We start from the raw sequence: 14,458 nt of genomic DNA on the forward strand, positions 1-14,458 counted from the left end.
TCGCCAGCCCGCCAAAAAGTATACCGAGATTTTTAATTGACCTTGAGAATAAGTACTTTCAACAAAAAAAGCAACAATAATGAAGATACTTTCCGCTCAGCAGATGCATAGGGTTGATGGTGAAACCTTAGAGGATCAAAAAATCAGTAGTCTAGACTTGATGGAACGAGCTGCAACAGTTGTTTTTGAGGAAATTAAAAAGCTTCATCCCCGATTGGAGTACAGTACCTTTTTCATCTTCTGCGGTAAAGGAAACAACGGCGGCGATGGCTTGGTGTTGGCTCGTCTGTTAGATCAACAACAGGCCCAAGTCAAGGTTTATTTAATGGATGTGGAGGATTACTCCGCTGATAATCTTGCCAATCAAAAGCGTTTACCCAATCATATCATTCAAAAAGTTGCTGCGGAAGACCAGATTGCTATCCCTTCCGATGCAATCGTACTGGATTGCCTGTTTGGTTATGGATTAAAGCGTGCACTAACATCAGACTGGATTGGACTTATTTCTAGTATAAATGGATGTGCTGCAAGGATCTATTCCGTCGATATGCCTTCTGGATTACTGGCAGATAAAAAGACTGCTGCAGATGTTCCAATAGTAAAGGCAGATTTGGTTTATACCTTTCAGTTCCCCAAGATGGCCTTGCTGCTGCCCGAAAACCAATGGTATGTAAAAGACTTCAAGGTATTGGATATCGATCTTAGCCAACGAGCAATTGAAGCGGTAGAAACCAATCTTTTTTATGTCGACGAGTCGCTTGTCAGGTCCTTTTATCGACAACGAAGGAAATTTGATCATAAGGGAACATTTGGTCATACCCTGATTATTGGCGGAAGTAAAGGTAAAATGGGGGCTGTTCAGCTTGCGCTAAAAGCGGCTCTTCGAGCGGGCTGCGGTTTAGCTTCCGCTTATGTGCCTGACGGTGGTAATACCATCTTACAGACCGCCGTGCCCGAGGCGATGGTGATGACAGATCCTGAGCAGGATTTTATTAGCCAATTCCCGGCCATCGATGGCTACCAGTCTGTAGGTATCGGAATCGGTATGGGAACGGAGCAATATACAATTGATGCATTAAAGGTATTTATTTCAAGTATTAATGATACCTCTTTGGTATTAGATGCTGATGCTTTGAATATTCTTGCCCGCGAACCGGATCTCTGGGCTTTTGTTCCAGCGCAGAGTATATTGACTCCACATCCCAAAGAACTTAGCCGGATATTGGGTGCTTGGCAAGATGATTTTGAAAAGATTGAGAAAGTGAAAGTCTTTGCGCGTAAACATCAGTTTTACGTGTTAATAAAAGGGGCCAATAGTGCGATGGTTATGCCTGATGGGCAGGTGTATTTCAATAGTACAGGCAATGTGGGAATGGCGACGGGGGGCAGTGGCGATATCCTGACGGGGATAATCACCTCCTTGCTTGGACAGGGCTATTCTTCCAAAGAGGCTTTAATTATGGGGGTATATATCCATGGGCGCGCGGCAGATATTGCAGTTAAGACGATCGGCACCTATTCATTGTTACCTTCGGATACCATTAATCATCTTTCCGACGCATTTATCTCTTTAGAAAAAGGATTATGATAGATTGGTACATTGAACAAGTCTTTGCTGCTCGGACGTGGAAGCTTCGAAAAGAGGTTTTCTCTCCCGAAGGTAAGCTGGCTGAAGTGATGTTGGATGGCGATTTTGAAGCTACACATTTTGCGGCCTACGATGGAAACGAAGTGGTAGGCGTGCTGAGCCTGATTAGTTCAGTTGATGCTTATATAATCCATTTCCTTGCCGTTGCCCCAGATCTAAGAATGAAAGGAATAGGGACCGCATTATTGCGTTATGCACGGCTTTTTGTCCATACATTTGCTGGTAAATATCTTCTTGCAAATGTGACCGGCGACCAGCAACATTTTTGGACAAGTAATGGATTTGTTCTTCTAAAACAGCATGAAGACACCGTCACTTATTCATTATCTATAACAGATGATCCTATACATTAACTGTAAGAAGATAGTGTAAGCGGGAAGATAGATCCTTTTCCCCATAAATGTGACCTATGTTATCCCTTGTGACCCGTGTTATCCCTACAGATTTTCAGCGTAGGTGATCCGAGCCGCTTCGGTTATGTTACGTATCACCCGGCAAGGATTGCCTGCAGCTACGACATCCGCTGGTATATCTTTTGTGACGACCGATCCAGAACCAATGACCGAATTTTTTCCGATTCGCACGCCAGGGTTGATGACAACATGTCCACCGATCCATACATTATCTTCGATAACGATCGGCAAAGCAAATTCCCAACCTTGATTTCTTGCTTCAAAATGGAGTGGGTGACCAGCTGTGAAGAGGCTTACATTAGGACCAAATAATACATTATCACCTATGGTAACCGGCGCGCCGTCTAAAATCGTACAATTATAGTTGCTGTAAAAGTTCTCACCAATAGCAATATTATAACCATAATCGCAACGAAAAGGAGGTTCGAGAAAGAATCGAGTCCCAGTCGCTTTAAACAGTTTTTGAATGATCTGTTTTCTGAATTTCAGTTGTTTAGGCTCCGAATCGTTAAATCGCTTCAGTTCTTCTTTTGCGTATTGTCTTTCCTTAAATAATTGCCCCTCCGAATCTATATAGGGAAGTCCGGCAATCATTTTTTCCTTTGCTGATTTCATTCAATGCCCGTTTTTCTGTAACAAACTTAGATAAATTGATGTTGAAATGCAATAATAATCTACGCGTTGTGAATCTAGATTATTGAGCGCTCTTATTTCACATAATCAAGCCCCTGTTTTCTATTTCACATAATCAAGCCCCTGTTTTCTATTAAGCATAACCAATGGATACCCTGTTTTCCATCAAATTATCCTGTTTCCAACAAATGGACAGTTTTTCAGCGCCAGGTTTTATAGCACCTACTGATCCCCACAAAGTGTCGTTAAACCTTTCTCCGATTTAATTCATACAGTTGTGACAAACAATTTTCGTTCGAAACGCATTTAGATAGTGGAGCACACGATGCTATTGCCTTTGTCCGGGCTATATTCAAAATATTATTCCAATGAAGATTGCTTATATAAGTACCTACTTGCCCAAAGAATGTGGGATTGCCACTTTTACATCAGATTTGTTGCATGCTGTAGCACTGCATAATCAGGAACTGACGCAACATGTTTTTGCGGTCGCGGATCGGGACTATGTTTATCCCAGTGAGGTCGTGTTTAAAATAGATCAACATCGTCAATTGTCCTATATTGAAGCCGCAAATTATATTAATGAGAACGGGTACGACTGTGTCATACTCGAACACGAATATGGCATCTTCGGAGGGAATAGCGGCATATATATCTTATCATTGATTAACGCATTGCATATTCCGCTACTCGTTAATTTTCACACCATTCTTGAAAAACCAAATGTTGATGAAAAGGCCATTCTTATTGAAATTGTAAAACGGGCTTCCATTGTAATCGTCATGAGCAATTATGCAATTACATTACTCAAATCGATTTATCGGGTCAATACCTCTAAAGTTAGGCTGATACAGCACGGGGTTCCAGAGTTTACCTTGGATCATGAGCTTGCAAAACTTAAAAAGGGGCTTTCTGGAAAGAAAGTTTTATTGACCTTTGGTTTTTTGGGGCGTAACAAGGGAATTGAAATGGTGATTGAATCCCTACCTGAGGTCGTCAAAGATGAACCTGATCTGTTATACCTCGTTGTTGGTAAAACGCATCCCAATGTATTGGCACATTCCGGCGAGGAATATCGGGAATATCTGGGTAGTCTCGTGGAAGCCTATCAGTTGGAGGAACATGTGCAATTTGTCAATTCCTTTGTCAGTCAGGCCGATCTTGTGGAGTATCTATGTGCCTGTGATGTTTATGTTACACCTTATATTAATGAGGCACAGATTACAAGTGGAACATTGTCTTACGCTATTGGTGCCGGAGCTGCGGTGGTGTCCACTCCCTATTGGCATGCCAAAGAGCTGCTAGCTGATGGGAGGGGCGTGTTGGTGGAATTTAAAAATTCAGCCAAGATGGCCGAGGTGCTCAAAAATCTGTTTTCAAATTTGGACTATCGCACGACACTAAGAGACAACGCCCGTATATTTGGTAAAGAGATGACCTGGAAAAATATAGGTCTCCGGTACACACGAATTTTAGATAAAATTATTCCTACCTACGATAGCCTCAAAGAAAATGTAGGATTTAGTAAAGAGGAAATGCCTAAATTCAGCTGGAAGCATATCGACAGACTGACCAATCAGGTCGGTATCTTACAGCATGCAACTTATTCGCTACCGAACTACAAAGAGGGCTATTGTCTTGACGATAATGCAAGAGCGCTTTTAGTTGCTTTATTGGCGCAGCAAGATTTTGCTGACAAAAGGCTTGACCGTCGTATTTCGACTTATCTGAGTTATATCTATTATCATCAGCGCGAAGATGGGCTTTTTCACAATTTTATGAATTTCCAGCATAGTTTCCTCGATGAGGTGGGTTCGGAAGACTCCTTTGGACGGACGATATGGGCACTGGGGGTGCTTCTTCGGGAAACAAAATTGACAAGTTATTATCAATTGGGACATGAGCTGTTTTTTAGGGCCGTTCCAAATTTTGGCCAGTTGCGTTCCAACCGAGCGATAGCTTATACTGTACTGGGAATTGCGGAATATTTGCACCATCAATCCAATGATGAGGTGATGATAGAGCTGATGCGGGCACTTATCGGCAAGCTGGTACGGGAATACGAAGCAAGCTCAGATGAAAACTGGCAATGGTTTGAAGCGGTATTGAGTTATGACAACGCAATTTTGCCCTATGCGTTATTGACGGCCTATCCTTTTTTGAACGATGAAACAATAAAACAGTTGGGCCTATCGACTTTAAAGTTTCTCGAAAGTATGACTGTCCAGAATGGTGCGCTTTCATTGGTCGGAAACCAGGAATGGGCCAAACAAGGAAAGCATATCAGTAAGTTTGGCCAGCAGCCGCTCGATGTCACGGCAATGGTATTTATGTATCGTGAAGCTTTTAGACTGACCAATAAAAAGGTCTATTTTACCCGTATGATTGCTTCTTTCCGCTGGTTTTTAGGAGAGAATGATCTTCGGCTCGGTTTGTATGATGAGGAAACCAAAGGTTGCTGTGATGGCCTTGAATCCTATGGCATCAATAGAAACCAAGGGGCGGAGAGCACCCTTTGTTTCTATTTGGCTTATATCGTAGTTTATCGTGCTTTTATTGATAACGATCAGGATTCAAGATAGCGAGCAACAAATCTTCGAGCTTGATGGTTGCATAAGTTGATGCATAATCGGACATCGCATAAGGTAAAATCAGGTGTTCGTTGTGTACAATGGCTCCGCAGGAATAAATGACATTTGGTACATAGCCTTCTCGCTCTTCGTCATTGGGTGTCATCAGTGGGCTGTGTAGACGTCCAATTTCGACATGCGGGTTGTCCAAGTCCAAAAGAGCCGCGCCTAGGACATATTCACGCATTGGTCCAACGGCATGGGTTAAAATCAGCCAGCCGTATTGTGTTTCTATCGGCGAACCGCAATTGCCAATCTGAACAAATTCATACGGATATTCTGGCTGCTGAATCCGGATTGCGGTTTCCTGCCATATATTGATATTATTAGAGTAGGCGATGTAGTTGTTCTCACCATCAATCCGGCAGAGCATGGCATAACGTCCATTTATTTTACGTGGAAATAGTGCCGCCCCCTTATTGGCAATTTCACCATAAATAGGTTTCACTTTAAAATGGTAAAAATCTTTTGTGGTGAGTAATTTCGGGAGGATGCTGAATCCGTCGTAAGCGGTGTATGTTGCATAGTACGTGCTCTCACCTTTTTCGGTTCGGAACTGGACGAAGCGAGCGTCTTCAATTCCTCTTTTTTCTGTGTCGGCGATAGGAAATATGACACGTTCCGAAATGGAAGTATCCAGGGAGAAAGTCATTTCATAATGTGAAGATGCAAGCCAGAGGGCCTGTTGCAGAAATGTAATATTTTCCAGATTATCGTCACTATCGCGTCGCACTTCATCGATGTACCGTTTGAGTTCTTCGTAGGTAAATGTTTCTGTTAGCTTTTCCTCTAGTTTTGACTTGACTTCCGTTGGTTCGGCATGTAGCTCATTCATTTTCTTTAAGAACGATTCCTTGTGATAACGGTGATTTTTGACTTGTATGGGCTTATCCAATAAACTGCCAACATAATCGATATGTATATTATTGTCGACATCAAGTGTGCCTGATCGAAAAACGATTGAAGAGACATGGCCTTCTCCTGTAGCCCTGAAACTCAAAATAACCCGTTTTTCACCTTTGAATAACTCTGTCTGGTCCGGATGTTCGATAATGGAGGGATTAAATAATGCCGCTGACTCAATCGAATATTCCATGGTGAAGTAGGATCCGATCAGTAGCTTGTCAATTTGACTTAGCTTTTCCTTTGGAAATGGAATCTTCTCCAATAAGTGGCTTATTCGGTCAAAATTACGTTCAAATATATGGACAATGCTACGATGTCTTTTTGTATAGCTTCGCAGGACCTGTCCAAATACCTCTTTCCGTTCCAATTCGTTAAGCGATAGAAGGCGTTTGATAACTTTTATCGTGCGGTCATCTCCCAACGAAAAAAAACGTGCTAAAACTCTCTTTTTATCAGGTTTAAAGTAGATATCCTTCCGTTCAACTTGTACTGGTCTATGCATAATGATATGTTGATGTTTATACCCTGTATTAGAACGAACAGTGATTGGCTTTTGTTTTTATTCTAAGCCAATAATCACCGGATATCTAATAAAAATGGAGTAACTTTGACCAAGGAAAAATTTTAGATATGATTGAAAATAGTTTAGAACCAAAAGCAATTTGGAAAAATTTCTCTGCATTGAATGCGGTCCCGAGAGCTTCTAAAAAAGAAGAGCGCGTGATTGCCTTTATGGTAGACTTTGGTAAATCCTTGGGTTTAGAAACAAGCGTTGATGAGATTGGTAATGTGCTCATCAAAAAATCCGCTACTCCGGGAATGGAGGACCGTAAAACGATTGTATTGCAGTCGCATTTGGATATGGTTCACCAGAAAAATAACGATACTGTTTTTGACTTCGATAATGAAGGTATTAAGATGTACGTTGATGGTGATTGGATAAAAGCAGAAGGTACCACTTTGGGTGCAGATAATGGTCTTGGCGTTGCGACAATCATGTCGATTTTGGAATCATCCATTATTGAACACCCTGCCATTGAAGCTTTGTTTACGATTGATGAAGAGACAGGCATGACGGGAGCTTTAGGTTTAAAAGGCGGTGTGCTTTCGGGCGAAATCTTGCTCAATCTGGATACAGAGAATGATACTGAAATCGATATTGGCTGTGCCGGGGGCATTGATGTGACGGCAACGCAGTCCTACGTTGCAGAGCCTTGTCCTTTTGATACGTTATCTTTTGAAATTACAGTAAAAGGACTACATGGGGGGCATTCTGGTATGGACATTCATAAAGGTTTTGCCAATGCCAATAAAGTAATGAACCGTTTGTTATTTGGCTCCAATGCACATTATGGATTGCGTATTGCTTCTTTATTGGGCGGAAGTCTACGCAATGCAATTCCGAGAGAAAGTGTTGCAAAGGTGGTCATCATTAAGGATAAAGCAACTGACTTTGTTCAGAATTTGACACAGTTGGCTCAGGATATTAAATTGGAATTTGCAACGACAGAACCGGCTATGGAAATTGTCGTGAAGCAAACTGATGCTGCTTATGCAACAGTAGTTCCAGTAAACGTGCAGGAAAACCTGATCAACAGCGTTTATGCGGCTTTAAATGGTGTATATCGTGTGAGTGCCGATTTCGAAGACTTGGTAGAAACCTCCAATAATATTGCTAAAGTAGAAGTAGGCGGGGAAAAGGTTTCCATCAAATGTCTAACCAGATCTTCTGTTGAAACGTCTAAATTTGATTTAGCCCAATCTTTAAAAGCTGCATTTGAACTGGGTGGTTTTACCGTCGGTTTTTCGGGCAATTATCCAGGATGGGCACCTAATCCGAATTCTGAGATTTTAGAAGTGCTCAAATCAATTTATACGAGACAACATGGTGAAGCTCCAGAAGTCGTGGCTTGCCATGCCGGGCTTGAGTGCGGTATCTTGGGAACAAACTATCCCGAAATGGATATGATTTCTTTTGGACCAACAATCTTAGGTGCACATTCGCCTGCAGAGCGTGTCTCCATTTCTTCGGTACAGAAGTTTTGGAGTTTTGTGCTCGAAATTCTCAAAGAGATCCCTAAAAAATAAATTTTCAACAAGGGCCTATTGCTGGTTTTTTTTTTTTGACGATAGGTCATGAAAGCAAAAAGAGATAGGTCACGGAAACAGAAAGGTATGGTGTAAGCCATACCTTTTTTATTTTCATTAATTTTTCATTTTCCTTGCAAAAAATGAAAAATAACCTTACTTTCAGGATGAAAAAATGATTTAATAGACCAAATTTTATACAAGCTCTCAAATTGAGGGAAAACCTAATAGTGATATAATGATCATAATCCTCATTGTAATCAGCATTTGTTTGCTTATCCTTTGCATAACTTATTTTAAGATCAATGCCTTTCTCGCTTTTTTAGTTGTTTCCTTACTCAGTGGACTTTGTTTGGGTATTCCACCGGCACAGTTGGTGGGGACAGTTGAAAAGGGCGTTGCGGGAGTTATGGGGAGCCTGACTTTAATTATTGTATTGGGCGCAATGTTGGGGAAAATTGTAGCTGAAAGTGGGGCCGCCGAGATAATTGCTGAGCAAATGGTCCGCCTGATGGGAGAGAAATACCTTCAGTGGGGGCTTATGTTGACGGGTTTTATCGTTGGAATACCGCTATTTTATGGAATCGGATTTGTCTTATTAGTTCCCTTGATATTTTCGATTTCCTACCGCTATAAGTTGCCGACAGTATATATTGGATTACCGATGCTGGCAGCCCTGTCTGTGACACATGGCTTTATTCCGCCGCATCCTTCCCCAGTTGCATTAGTTGCCCTGTTTCACGCTGATATGGGACTGACACTTATATATGGTCTTTTGATCGCCATACCTGCTATTATTTTGGGTGGGCCAATTTTTGGAAGAAGCCTCAAAAATATACGTGCAAGTCAGGAATCAATTTTTCGAGAGAAAGATCGCTCAGAATCAGCGCAGTATCCGCGCCCGACAGTGGGGGTAAGTTTGGCTGTTGCTTTGCTGCCGGTATTGCTCATTGTTTTATTTACACTGCTTCCTTATTGCTATCATACAACCAATATAGCGCTGCAGGAGGGAGTTAAGTTTATCGGCAACCCTACCGTTGTTATGGTTATTGCGGTCGGTGTAGCAACCTATTTATTAGGATTGAAATTGGGACGATCGATGACCAATGTGATGACAATCTATGAGTCTGCGGTGAAAGATATTGCCATGATTCTATTGATTATTGCTGGCTCGGGAATCTTTAAACAAGTGATGGAGGACAGTGGAGTCAGTCTGTTATTGGCCAATACCCTGCAACAGCTCCCCATTTCACCTTTACTGTTGGCTTGGTTAATTACAGCTGTTATCAGAGGTTGTGTCGGCTCGGCCACAGTAGCCGCCTTGACAGCCGCTGGTGTTCTGCTACCTATTGTTACAGGGGGAAAAGCGGATCCCAACCTTATGGTATTGGCGATAGGAGCCGGAAGTCTGATGTTTTCCCATGTCAATGATGCCGGATTTTGGCTATTTAAAGAGTACTTTGGCCTAAGCGTAAAGGATACGTTATTTTCATGGTCGATCATGGAGGCGATTGTTTCCATTGTTGGGCTCCTTGCTGTTTTACTATTGCAATTAATTTTATATTAGCTATTATTTTAAACTTTAAAATCGTTAAAGATGTACAACGCAGACGAACAATTCGAAAAATTAGGTTTGACATTACCTCCGGCACCGGCACCTAAAGGTGTCTATAAACCATACGTTATTGACGGCAAGTATCTGTATCTTTCTGGTCATGGTCCAGTACAAGATGATGCTGCATTAATTATCGGTCGCATTGGAAGTGATATCAGTCCTGAAGAAGGCAAACTTGCAGCGAGACAAGTTGGCCTAACCATGTTGTCGACCATTAAAACCAACTTGGGCTCATTGAACAAAATCAAGCGTGTGATCAAGGTATTGGGTATGGTCAACTGTACCTCGGATTTTCTTTATCATCCAGGCGTAATTAACGGCTGTAGTGAGCTATTCGCTGCGGTTTGGGGAGAAGAGAATGGTATTGGAACACGTAGTGCAGTTGGATTTGGTTCTTTGCCCGATAATATTCCCGTAGAAATCGAAGCATTATTTGAGTTATACTAATCGGAATTGTATGGAAACTTGGTGCCATATACATGATGTCGATCAGGTCGATTCGCCAGCCTTGCTGGTCTATCCTGATCGCATTGTCAAGAACATAGACCGCGCTTTACATATTGTGCATGGGCGGGCTGATCGATTGCGGCCGCATATCAAAACGAACAAGTGTCGGGAAGTATGCCAACTGATGATGGATAGGGGGATTACAAAGTTTAAGTGTGCAACCATTGCAGAAGCTGAACTATTGGGTATTATCGGTGCAAAAGATGTTTTGCTGGCATACCAGCCCGTAGGGCCAAAGATAGATCGTTTTTTGAATCTTGTAACCGCCTTTCCCGAGACACATTTTGCCTGTCTTGTGGATCATGTCGATGCAGCACAGGAGATTTCAAAGCGGAGTCTGTCGAGAGGCTTACGCAGCGCTGTTTATCTGGATGTTAATATTGGCATGGGCCGTACAGGAGTGCCTTTAGAAGGGATTGAGCGTCTCGTTATGGATATCCATCTTTTGGAAGGTATTCAGTTGGTAGGTGTGCATGGTTATGACGGTCATATTCATGACAAGGATTATAAACTTCGCGAAAAGCAATCTCAACATTCATATGGTATACTCGAAACCGCCTACCTTATGGCGCAGGTGTCCACCTCTAAACCTTTGACTAAAGTTATTGGCGGTTCGCCAAGTTTCACTTTTCATGCCGAACGCAGCGATGTAGAATGCAGTCCCGGAACGTTTGTGTTTTGGGATTTTGGCTATGCCGAAAATTTCGCAGAACAGGATTTTATGATTGCGGCGGTACTTCTGACGCGTGTCGTTTCTATCGTTGATCATAAGCACCTTTGTTTGGATCTGGGGTATAAATCAGTTGCATGTGAATCGCCGCAGCCTCGCGTCAAGTTTTTCGATTCCCGTATTGGCGAAATAAAAATGCAGAGTGAAGAACATTTGGTGGTTGAAGTTTCCAATACTGCACAATTTAATATCGGCGATGCCCTTTATGCCGTGCCAAGGCATATCTGCCCGACAGTAGCTTGTTATGGCGAACTTCAAGTTGTCAATGAACGGCAGGCAGATCAAATTTGGACTGTTTATGCGCGAAATAAAAAGATAAATTATTGATATGTACGAATTTGAAATGCCATTTTTGGTCGATGCACATTTGGATTTGAGTATGAATGCCATGGAATGGAATCGGGATCTTCGATTGCCGATTACTGAACTGAACCGTAGGGAAAAGGGGATGGATGACAAACCCGATCGTGCTAAGGCAACAGTCACTTTTGACGAATTGCGTCGTGGTCATATTGGTTTGGTTGTTGCCACTCAAATCGCCCGTTTCGTAAAACCCGATAGCCCATTACCAGGCTGGTACTCACCGGAACAGGCATGGGCGCAAACACAGGGACAGCTTGCATGGTATAAAGCAATGGAAGCCGATGGACAAATGAAAATGATCTGTACAAAAACTGATCTGGACCAACATTTGGCGCTTTGGTCGGATGGCGGCGATCATGCCGATAAGCCAATCGGGTACCTGCTGAGTCTGGAAGGTGCCGATTCCATTGTAGATATCAGCTATCTCGAAACAGCCTATAACTATGGTTTAAGAGCGATTGGACCAGCACATTACGGGCCAGGTAGATATGCCAATGGAACAGATTCGTCTGGCAAGCTTAATGAGCAGGGAATAAGGTTGTTGCAGGAAATGGAGCGATTGGGGATGATATTGGACGCGACACACCTAAATGATGATGCTTTTTGGGATGCTGTACAACGTTATCAGGGTGCGATTTGGGCCAGTCATAATAATTGCCGCAAGTTTGTGGACCATAATAGGCAGTTCAGTGATGAAATGATTAAGACACTTGTGGAGAAAAAAGCGGTGATCGGTGTAGCGCTCGATGCTTGGATGATGGTACCGAATTGGGTCCGCGGTGTATCCGACCCTAAAACAAGCAATTGCTCCATGGATATCATGGCCAACAATATTGATCATATTTGTCAATTGGCAGGAAATGTCGATCATGTTGGCGTAGGGAGCGATTTAGACGGAGCATTTGGCCGTGAGCAGTGTCCTTATGATCTGGAAACGATTGCTGATATCCAAAAAGTATTTGGTATCCTGTCAAAAAGAGGGTATGATAACACGGATCTTGAAAAGATTGCCAGCAAGAACTGGCTTAATTTTATGCGAAATGCATTGCCCGAATCTTAAGAAAAGATAATCGAATCTTAAGAAATGAAATGGAGACATCCTTGAGCACAAATAGGTCAATAACCTACCCAGATGATAGCATGTCTTGAAGAGCAAATAGTTAACAATAGCGAAGCTGATTAGACGAATCAAAACAAACACCTCCAATACCAATTAATAGATGAAACCAGTATTACGCGTGCAATTGTCCCTGATGATGTTTTTAGAGTATTTTATCAAAGGGGCTTGGTTTGTAACTTTGGGAACATACCTCATTAAATCGCTCAATGCCTCGGGTATGGAGGTCGCAAATATTTTTGCGACACAATCCCTTGGTGCTGTATTTGCTCCTTTTTTTGTGGGTTTTGTCGCCGACAGGTATTTTAATGCCGAGCGGGTACTTTCAGCATTACATCTCATTGGAGCTGCACTACTTTACGGGATGTCGCAGGCGCCCGATGCGACACATTTTTATCCCTATGTATTTGTCTATTTTATGGCTTACATGTCTTCGCTATCCTTATCCAATGGGATCGCATTCCGGCATATTGAAGATGCGAAGAAGTATTTTCCGGGGGTACGCGTGTGGGGAACGATCGGTTGGATCTGTTCGGGACTTGTGATCAGTTATTTGTTCCGTTGGGATGCTCCAGAATCGATACAGGCAGGTGCCTTGCATAATACCTTTATTATGGGCGCGGTTTGTTCGTTGTTACTGGCATTCTTTAGTTTGGCCCTACCAAAAACACCACCACAAGTGAAGCTTAGAGATGAAAAGTTTGATTTTGGAAAGGCAATCGGTTTGGATGCATTGAAGCTTTTAAAACAGCGGAGTTTTCTGATTTTTTTTGTAACAGCAATTGTCATCTGTATTCCCATTTCGTTCTATTATCAAAATGCGAACCCATTTTTGGTCAACGCCGGAATACCGAACCCCACAGCAAAAATGGCATTGGGGCAATTTTCCGAAGCCATCTGCTTATTGTTGATTCCATTTTTCTTTAGACGCTTGGGGTATAAAAAGATGATTTTACTGGGCATTGCGGCCTGGGCACTCCGTTATTTGTTTTTTGCCTACGGCGACGGACAGGAACGGTCATTTTTATTGCTATTCGGAATTTTATTGCATGGCATCTGCTATGATTTTATGTTCGTAGTGGGGCAGATCTATACCGATCGAATTGCTGGTGAAAAATACAAGGCTTCTGCACAGGGTCTTATTACCATTGCGATGTATGGTGTAGGGATGCTGATCGGATTTTGGGTTGCCGGTGCTGTTTCAGATTATCTGAAAACAGCTTATGCTGCTCAATTTTGGGAATATCTTTGGTTTATTCCGGCAGGTATTTCTGGTTTTTGTCTTGTGTTATTTGCCCTGTTTTTTAAAGAGGAGAAAACGGTGCCGGATATGAAAACCAGCTAAAGATGCGCTATGTTCAATTAAAGGCAGAACGTCCGTAAAAAACGATAACATGGAGCATCTATGATGGGAAGGTGCTCCATGTCTTTAAAATGCCTATTAGATCATATTGAACCATTCCTGGTATTTTTCACCGATGAAGGGGAGTGGTTTCCGCTCTCCGGAAAATGCGGACATTAATCCTAGTATAAGAGCAATAAGTAGGAGCAATCCAACAATACTAATGGCGATTCCGCCAATACCCGGAACAAAACGTAAAAGTCCCAAAGCCATTCCTGTTACTGAAATGCCTATACTTTGTCGGATATGGAATTGCGCTAAAGCAGTCTTTTCCTTGTTGTTCATGATGATGGCTGCAACAAGGCCGATAATGGTTAAGTAAGAAATAATAGCAATTGTTTTTCCGTCATTTGACGTAGCCTTCTGAATAGGGGTTCTCTCCATGATCCTTTATTGTAAAATGTTT

At 42.3% G+C, this 14,458-nt stretch carries 12 protein-coding genes; 9 read left to right on the top strand and 3 right to left on the bottom strand.

What is annotated here, in order from left to right; translation table 11 throughout:
- Nucleotides 1-79: 79 nt before the first annotated feature.
- Together HS960_RS03510 and HS960_RS03515 are read left to right on the top strand one after the other, a co-directional pair.
- Nucleotides 80-1,588 carry an NAD(P)H-hydrate dehydratase gene (locus HS960_RS03510; protein ID WP_153846378.1) on the top strand — a complete coding sequence of 503 codons (1,509 nt, stop codon included), beginning with the start codon at nt 80-82 and terminating at the stop codon, nt 1,586-1,588.
- Nucleotides 1,585-2,001 carry a GNAT family N-acetyltransferase gene (locus HS960_RS03515; RefSeq protein WP_182331264.1) on the top strand — a complete coding sequence of 139 codons (417 nt, stop codon included), beginning with the start codon at nt 1,585-1,587 and terminating at the stop codon, nt 1,999-2,001. The genes HS960_RS03510 and HS960_RS03515 overlap by 4 nt, the downstream gene beginning before the upstream one ends.
- Before the next feature lie 84 nt (nt 2,002-2,085).
- On the opposite strand, the gene HS960_RS03520 is transcribed toward HS960_RS03515, so the two are convergent.
- Nucleotides 2,086-2,676 (bottom strand): sugar O-acetyltransferase, encoded by a 591-nt coding sequence (locus HS960_RS03520; protein ID WP_182331265.1) that lies wholly within the window; start codon nt 2,674-2,676, stop codon nt 2,086-2,088.
- Nucleotides 2,677-3,062: 386 nt separating this feature from the next.
- Here HS960_RS03520 and HS960_RS03525 point away from each other — a divergent pair, with 386 nt between their 5' ends.
- Nucleotides 3,063-5,276 (top strand): glycosyltransferase family 4 protein, encoded by a 2,214-nt coding sequence (locus tag HS960_RS03525; RefSeq protein WP_182331266.1) that lies wholly within the window; start codon nt 3,063-3,065, stop codon nt 5,274-5,276.
- Here the strand turns inward: HS960_RS03525 and HS960_RS03530 are convergent.
- Nucleotides 5,248-6,732: a glycoside hydrolase family 130 protein gene (locus tag HS960_RS03530; RefSeq protein WP_120332681.1), complete on the bottom strand. Its 1,485-nt coding sequence runs from the start codon at nt 6,730-6,732 to the stop codon at nt 5,248-5,250. The genes HS960_RS03525 and HS960_RS03530 overlap by 29 nt on opposite strands.
- 128 nt (nt 6,733-6,860) lie before the next feature.
- Between HS960_RS03530 and HS960_RS03535 the strand changes: the two genes are divergently transcribed.
- From HS960_RS03535 to HS960_RS03560, 6 genes are all read left to right on the top strand, one after another.
- Nucleotides 6,861-8,318 carry an aminoacyl-histidine dipeptidase gene (locus tag HS960_RS03535; protein ID WP_182331268.1) on the top strand — a complete coding sequence of 486 codons (1,458 nt, stop codon included), beginning with the start codon at nt 6,861-6,863 and terminating at the stop codon, nt 8,316-8,318.
- A 238-nt stretch (nt 8,319-8,556) separates the two neighbouring features.
- Nucleotides 8,557-9,885, top strand: coding sequence for a GntT/GntP/DsdX family permease (locus HS960_RS03540; RefSeq protein WP_182331270.1), 1,329 nt, complete (start codon nt 8,557-8,559; stop codon nt 9,883-9,885).
- 30 nt (nt 9,886-9,915) lie between these two features.
- The gene (locus tag HS960_RS03545; RefSeq protein ID WP_075993294.1) at nt 9,916-10,380 is read left to right on the top strand and encodes a RidA family protein; all 465 of its coding nucleotides are present in this window, start codon (nt 9,916-9,918) and stop codon (nt 10,378-10,380) included.
- Nucleotides 10,381-10,390: 10 nt separating this feature from the next.
- On the top strand, nt 10,391-11,497 hold the full coding sequence (locus tag HS960_RS03550) for a D-TA family PLP-dependent enzyme (RefSeq protein ID WP_182331272.1): 1,107 nt from the start codon (nt 10,391-10,393) through the stop codon (nt 11,495-11,497).
- Between the two features lies 1 nt (nt 11,498).
- The gene (locus HS960_RS03555) at nt 11,499-12,593 is read left to right on the top strand and encodes a dipeptidase (RefSeq protein ID WP_228280196.1); all 1,095 of its coding nucleotides are present in this window, start codon (nt 11,499-11,501) and stop codon (nt 12,591-12,593) included.
- 160 nt (nt 12,594-12,753) lie between these two features.
- A complete protein-coding gene (locus HS960_RS03560) occupies nt 12,754-13,995 on the top strand; it encodes an MFS transporter (RefSeq protein ID WP_159730974.1) in 1,242 nt (413 codons plus the stop codon).
- A 96-nt stretch (nt 13,996-14,091) separates the two neighbouring features.
- Here HS960_RS03560 and HS960_RS03565 read toward each other — a convergent pair whose 3' ends face one another.
- Complete coding sequence (locus HS960_RS03565) at nt 14,092-14,436, bottom strand: hypothetical protein (protein ID WP_159730972.1); 345 nt, start codon at nt 14,434-14,436, stop codon at nt 14,092-14,094.
- Nucleotides 14,437-14,458 lie beyond the last annotated feature (22 nt).

This window comes from Sphingobacterium paramultivorum (assembly GCF_014109745.1).
GTDB lineage: Bacteria > Bacteroidota > Bacteroidia > Sphingobacteriales > Sphingobacteriaceae > Sphingobacterium > Sphingobacterium paramultivorum.

Excerpts from the sequence above, each read along its gene's own strand:
- HS960_RS03510 (WP_153846378.1), top strand. The coding sequence starts at position 80 with ATGAAGATACTTTCCGCTCAGCAGATGCATAGGGTTGATGGTGAAACC.
- HS960_RS03515 (WP_182331264.1), top strand. The coding sequence starts at position 1,585 with ATGATAGATTGGTACATTGAACAAGTCTTTGCTGCTCGGACGTGGAAG.
- HS960_RS03520 (WP_182331265.1), bottom strand. The coding sequence starts at position 2,676 with ATGAAATCAGCAAAGGAAAAAATGATTGCCGGACTTCCCTATATAGAT.
- HS960_RS03525 (WP_182331266.1), top strand. The coding sequence starts at position 3,063 with ATGAAGATTGCTTATATAAGTACCTACTTGCCCAAAGAATGTGGGATT.
- HS960_RS03530 (WP_120332681.1), bottom strand. The coding sequence starts at position 6,732 with ATGCATAGACCAGTACAAGTTGAACGGAAGGATATCTACTTTAAACCT.
- HS960_RS03535 (WP_182331268.1), top strand. The coding sequence starts at position 6,861 with ATGATTGAAAATAGTTTAGAACCAAAAGCAATTTGGAAAAATTTCTCT.
- HS960_RS03540 (WP_182331270.1), top strand. The coding sequence starts at position 8,557 with ATGATCATAATCCTCATTGTAATCAGCATTTGTTTGCTTATCCTTTGC.
- HS960_RS03545 (WP_075993294.1), top strand. The coding sequence starts at position 9,916 with ATGTACAACGCAGACGAACAATTCGAAAAATTAGGTTTGACATTACCT.
- HS960_RS03550 (WP_182331272.1), top strand. The coding sequence starts at position 10,391 with ATGGAAACTTGGTGCCATATACATGATGTCGATCAGGTCGATTCGCCA.
- HS960_RS03555 (WP_228280196.1), top strand. The coding sequence starts at position 11,499 with ATGTACGAATTTGAAATGCCATTTTTGGTCGATGCACATTTGGATTTG.
- HS960_RS03560 (WP_159730974.1), top strand. The coding sequence starts at position 12,754 with ATGAAACCAGTATTACGCGTGCAATTGTCCCTGATGATGTTTTTAGAG.
- HS960_RS03565 (WP_159730972.1), bottom strand. The coding sequence starts at position 14,436 with ATGGAGAGAACCCCTATTCAGAAGGCTACGTCAAATGACGGAAAAACA.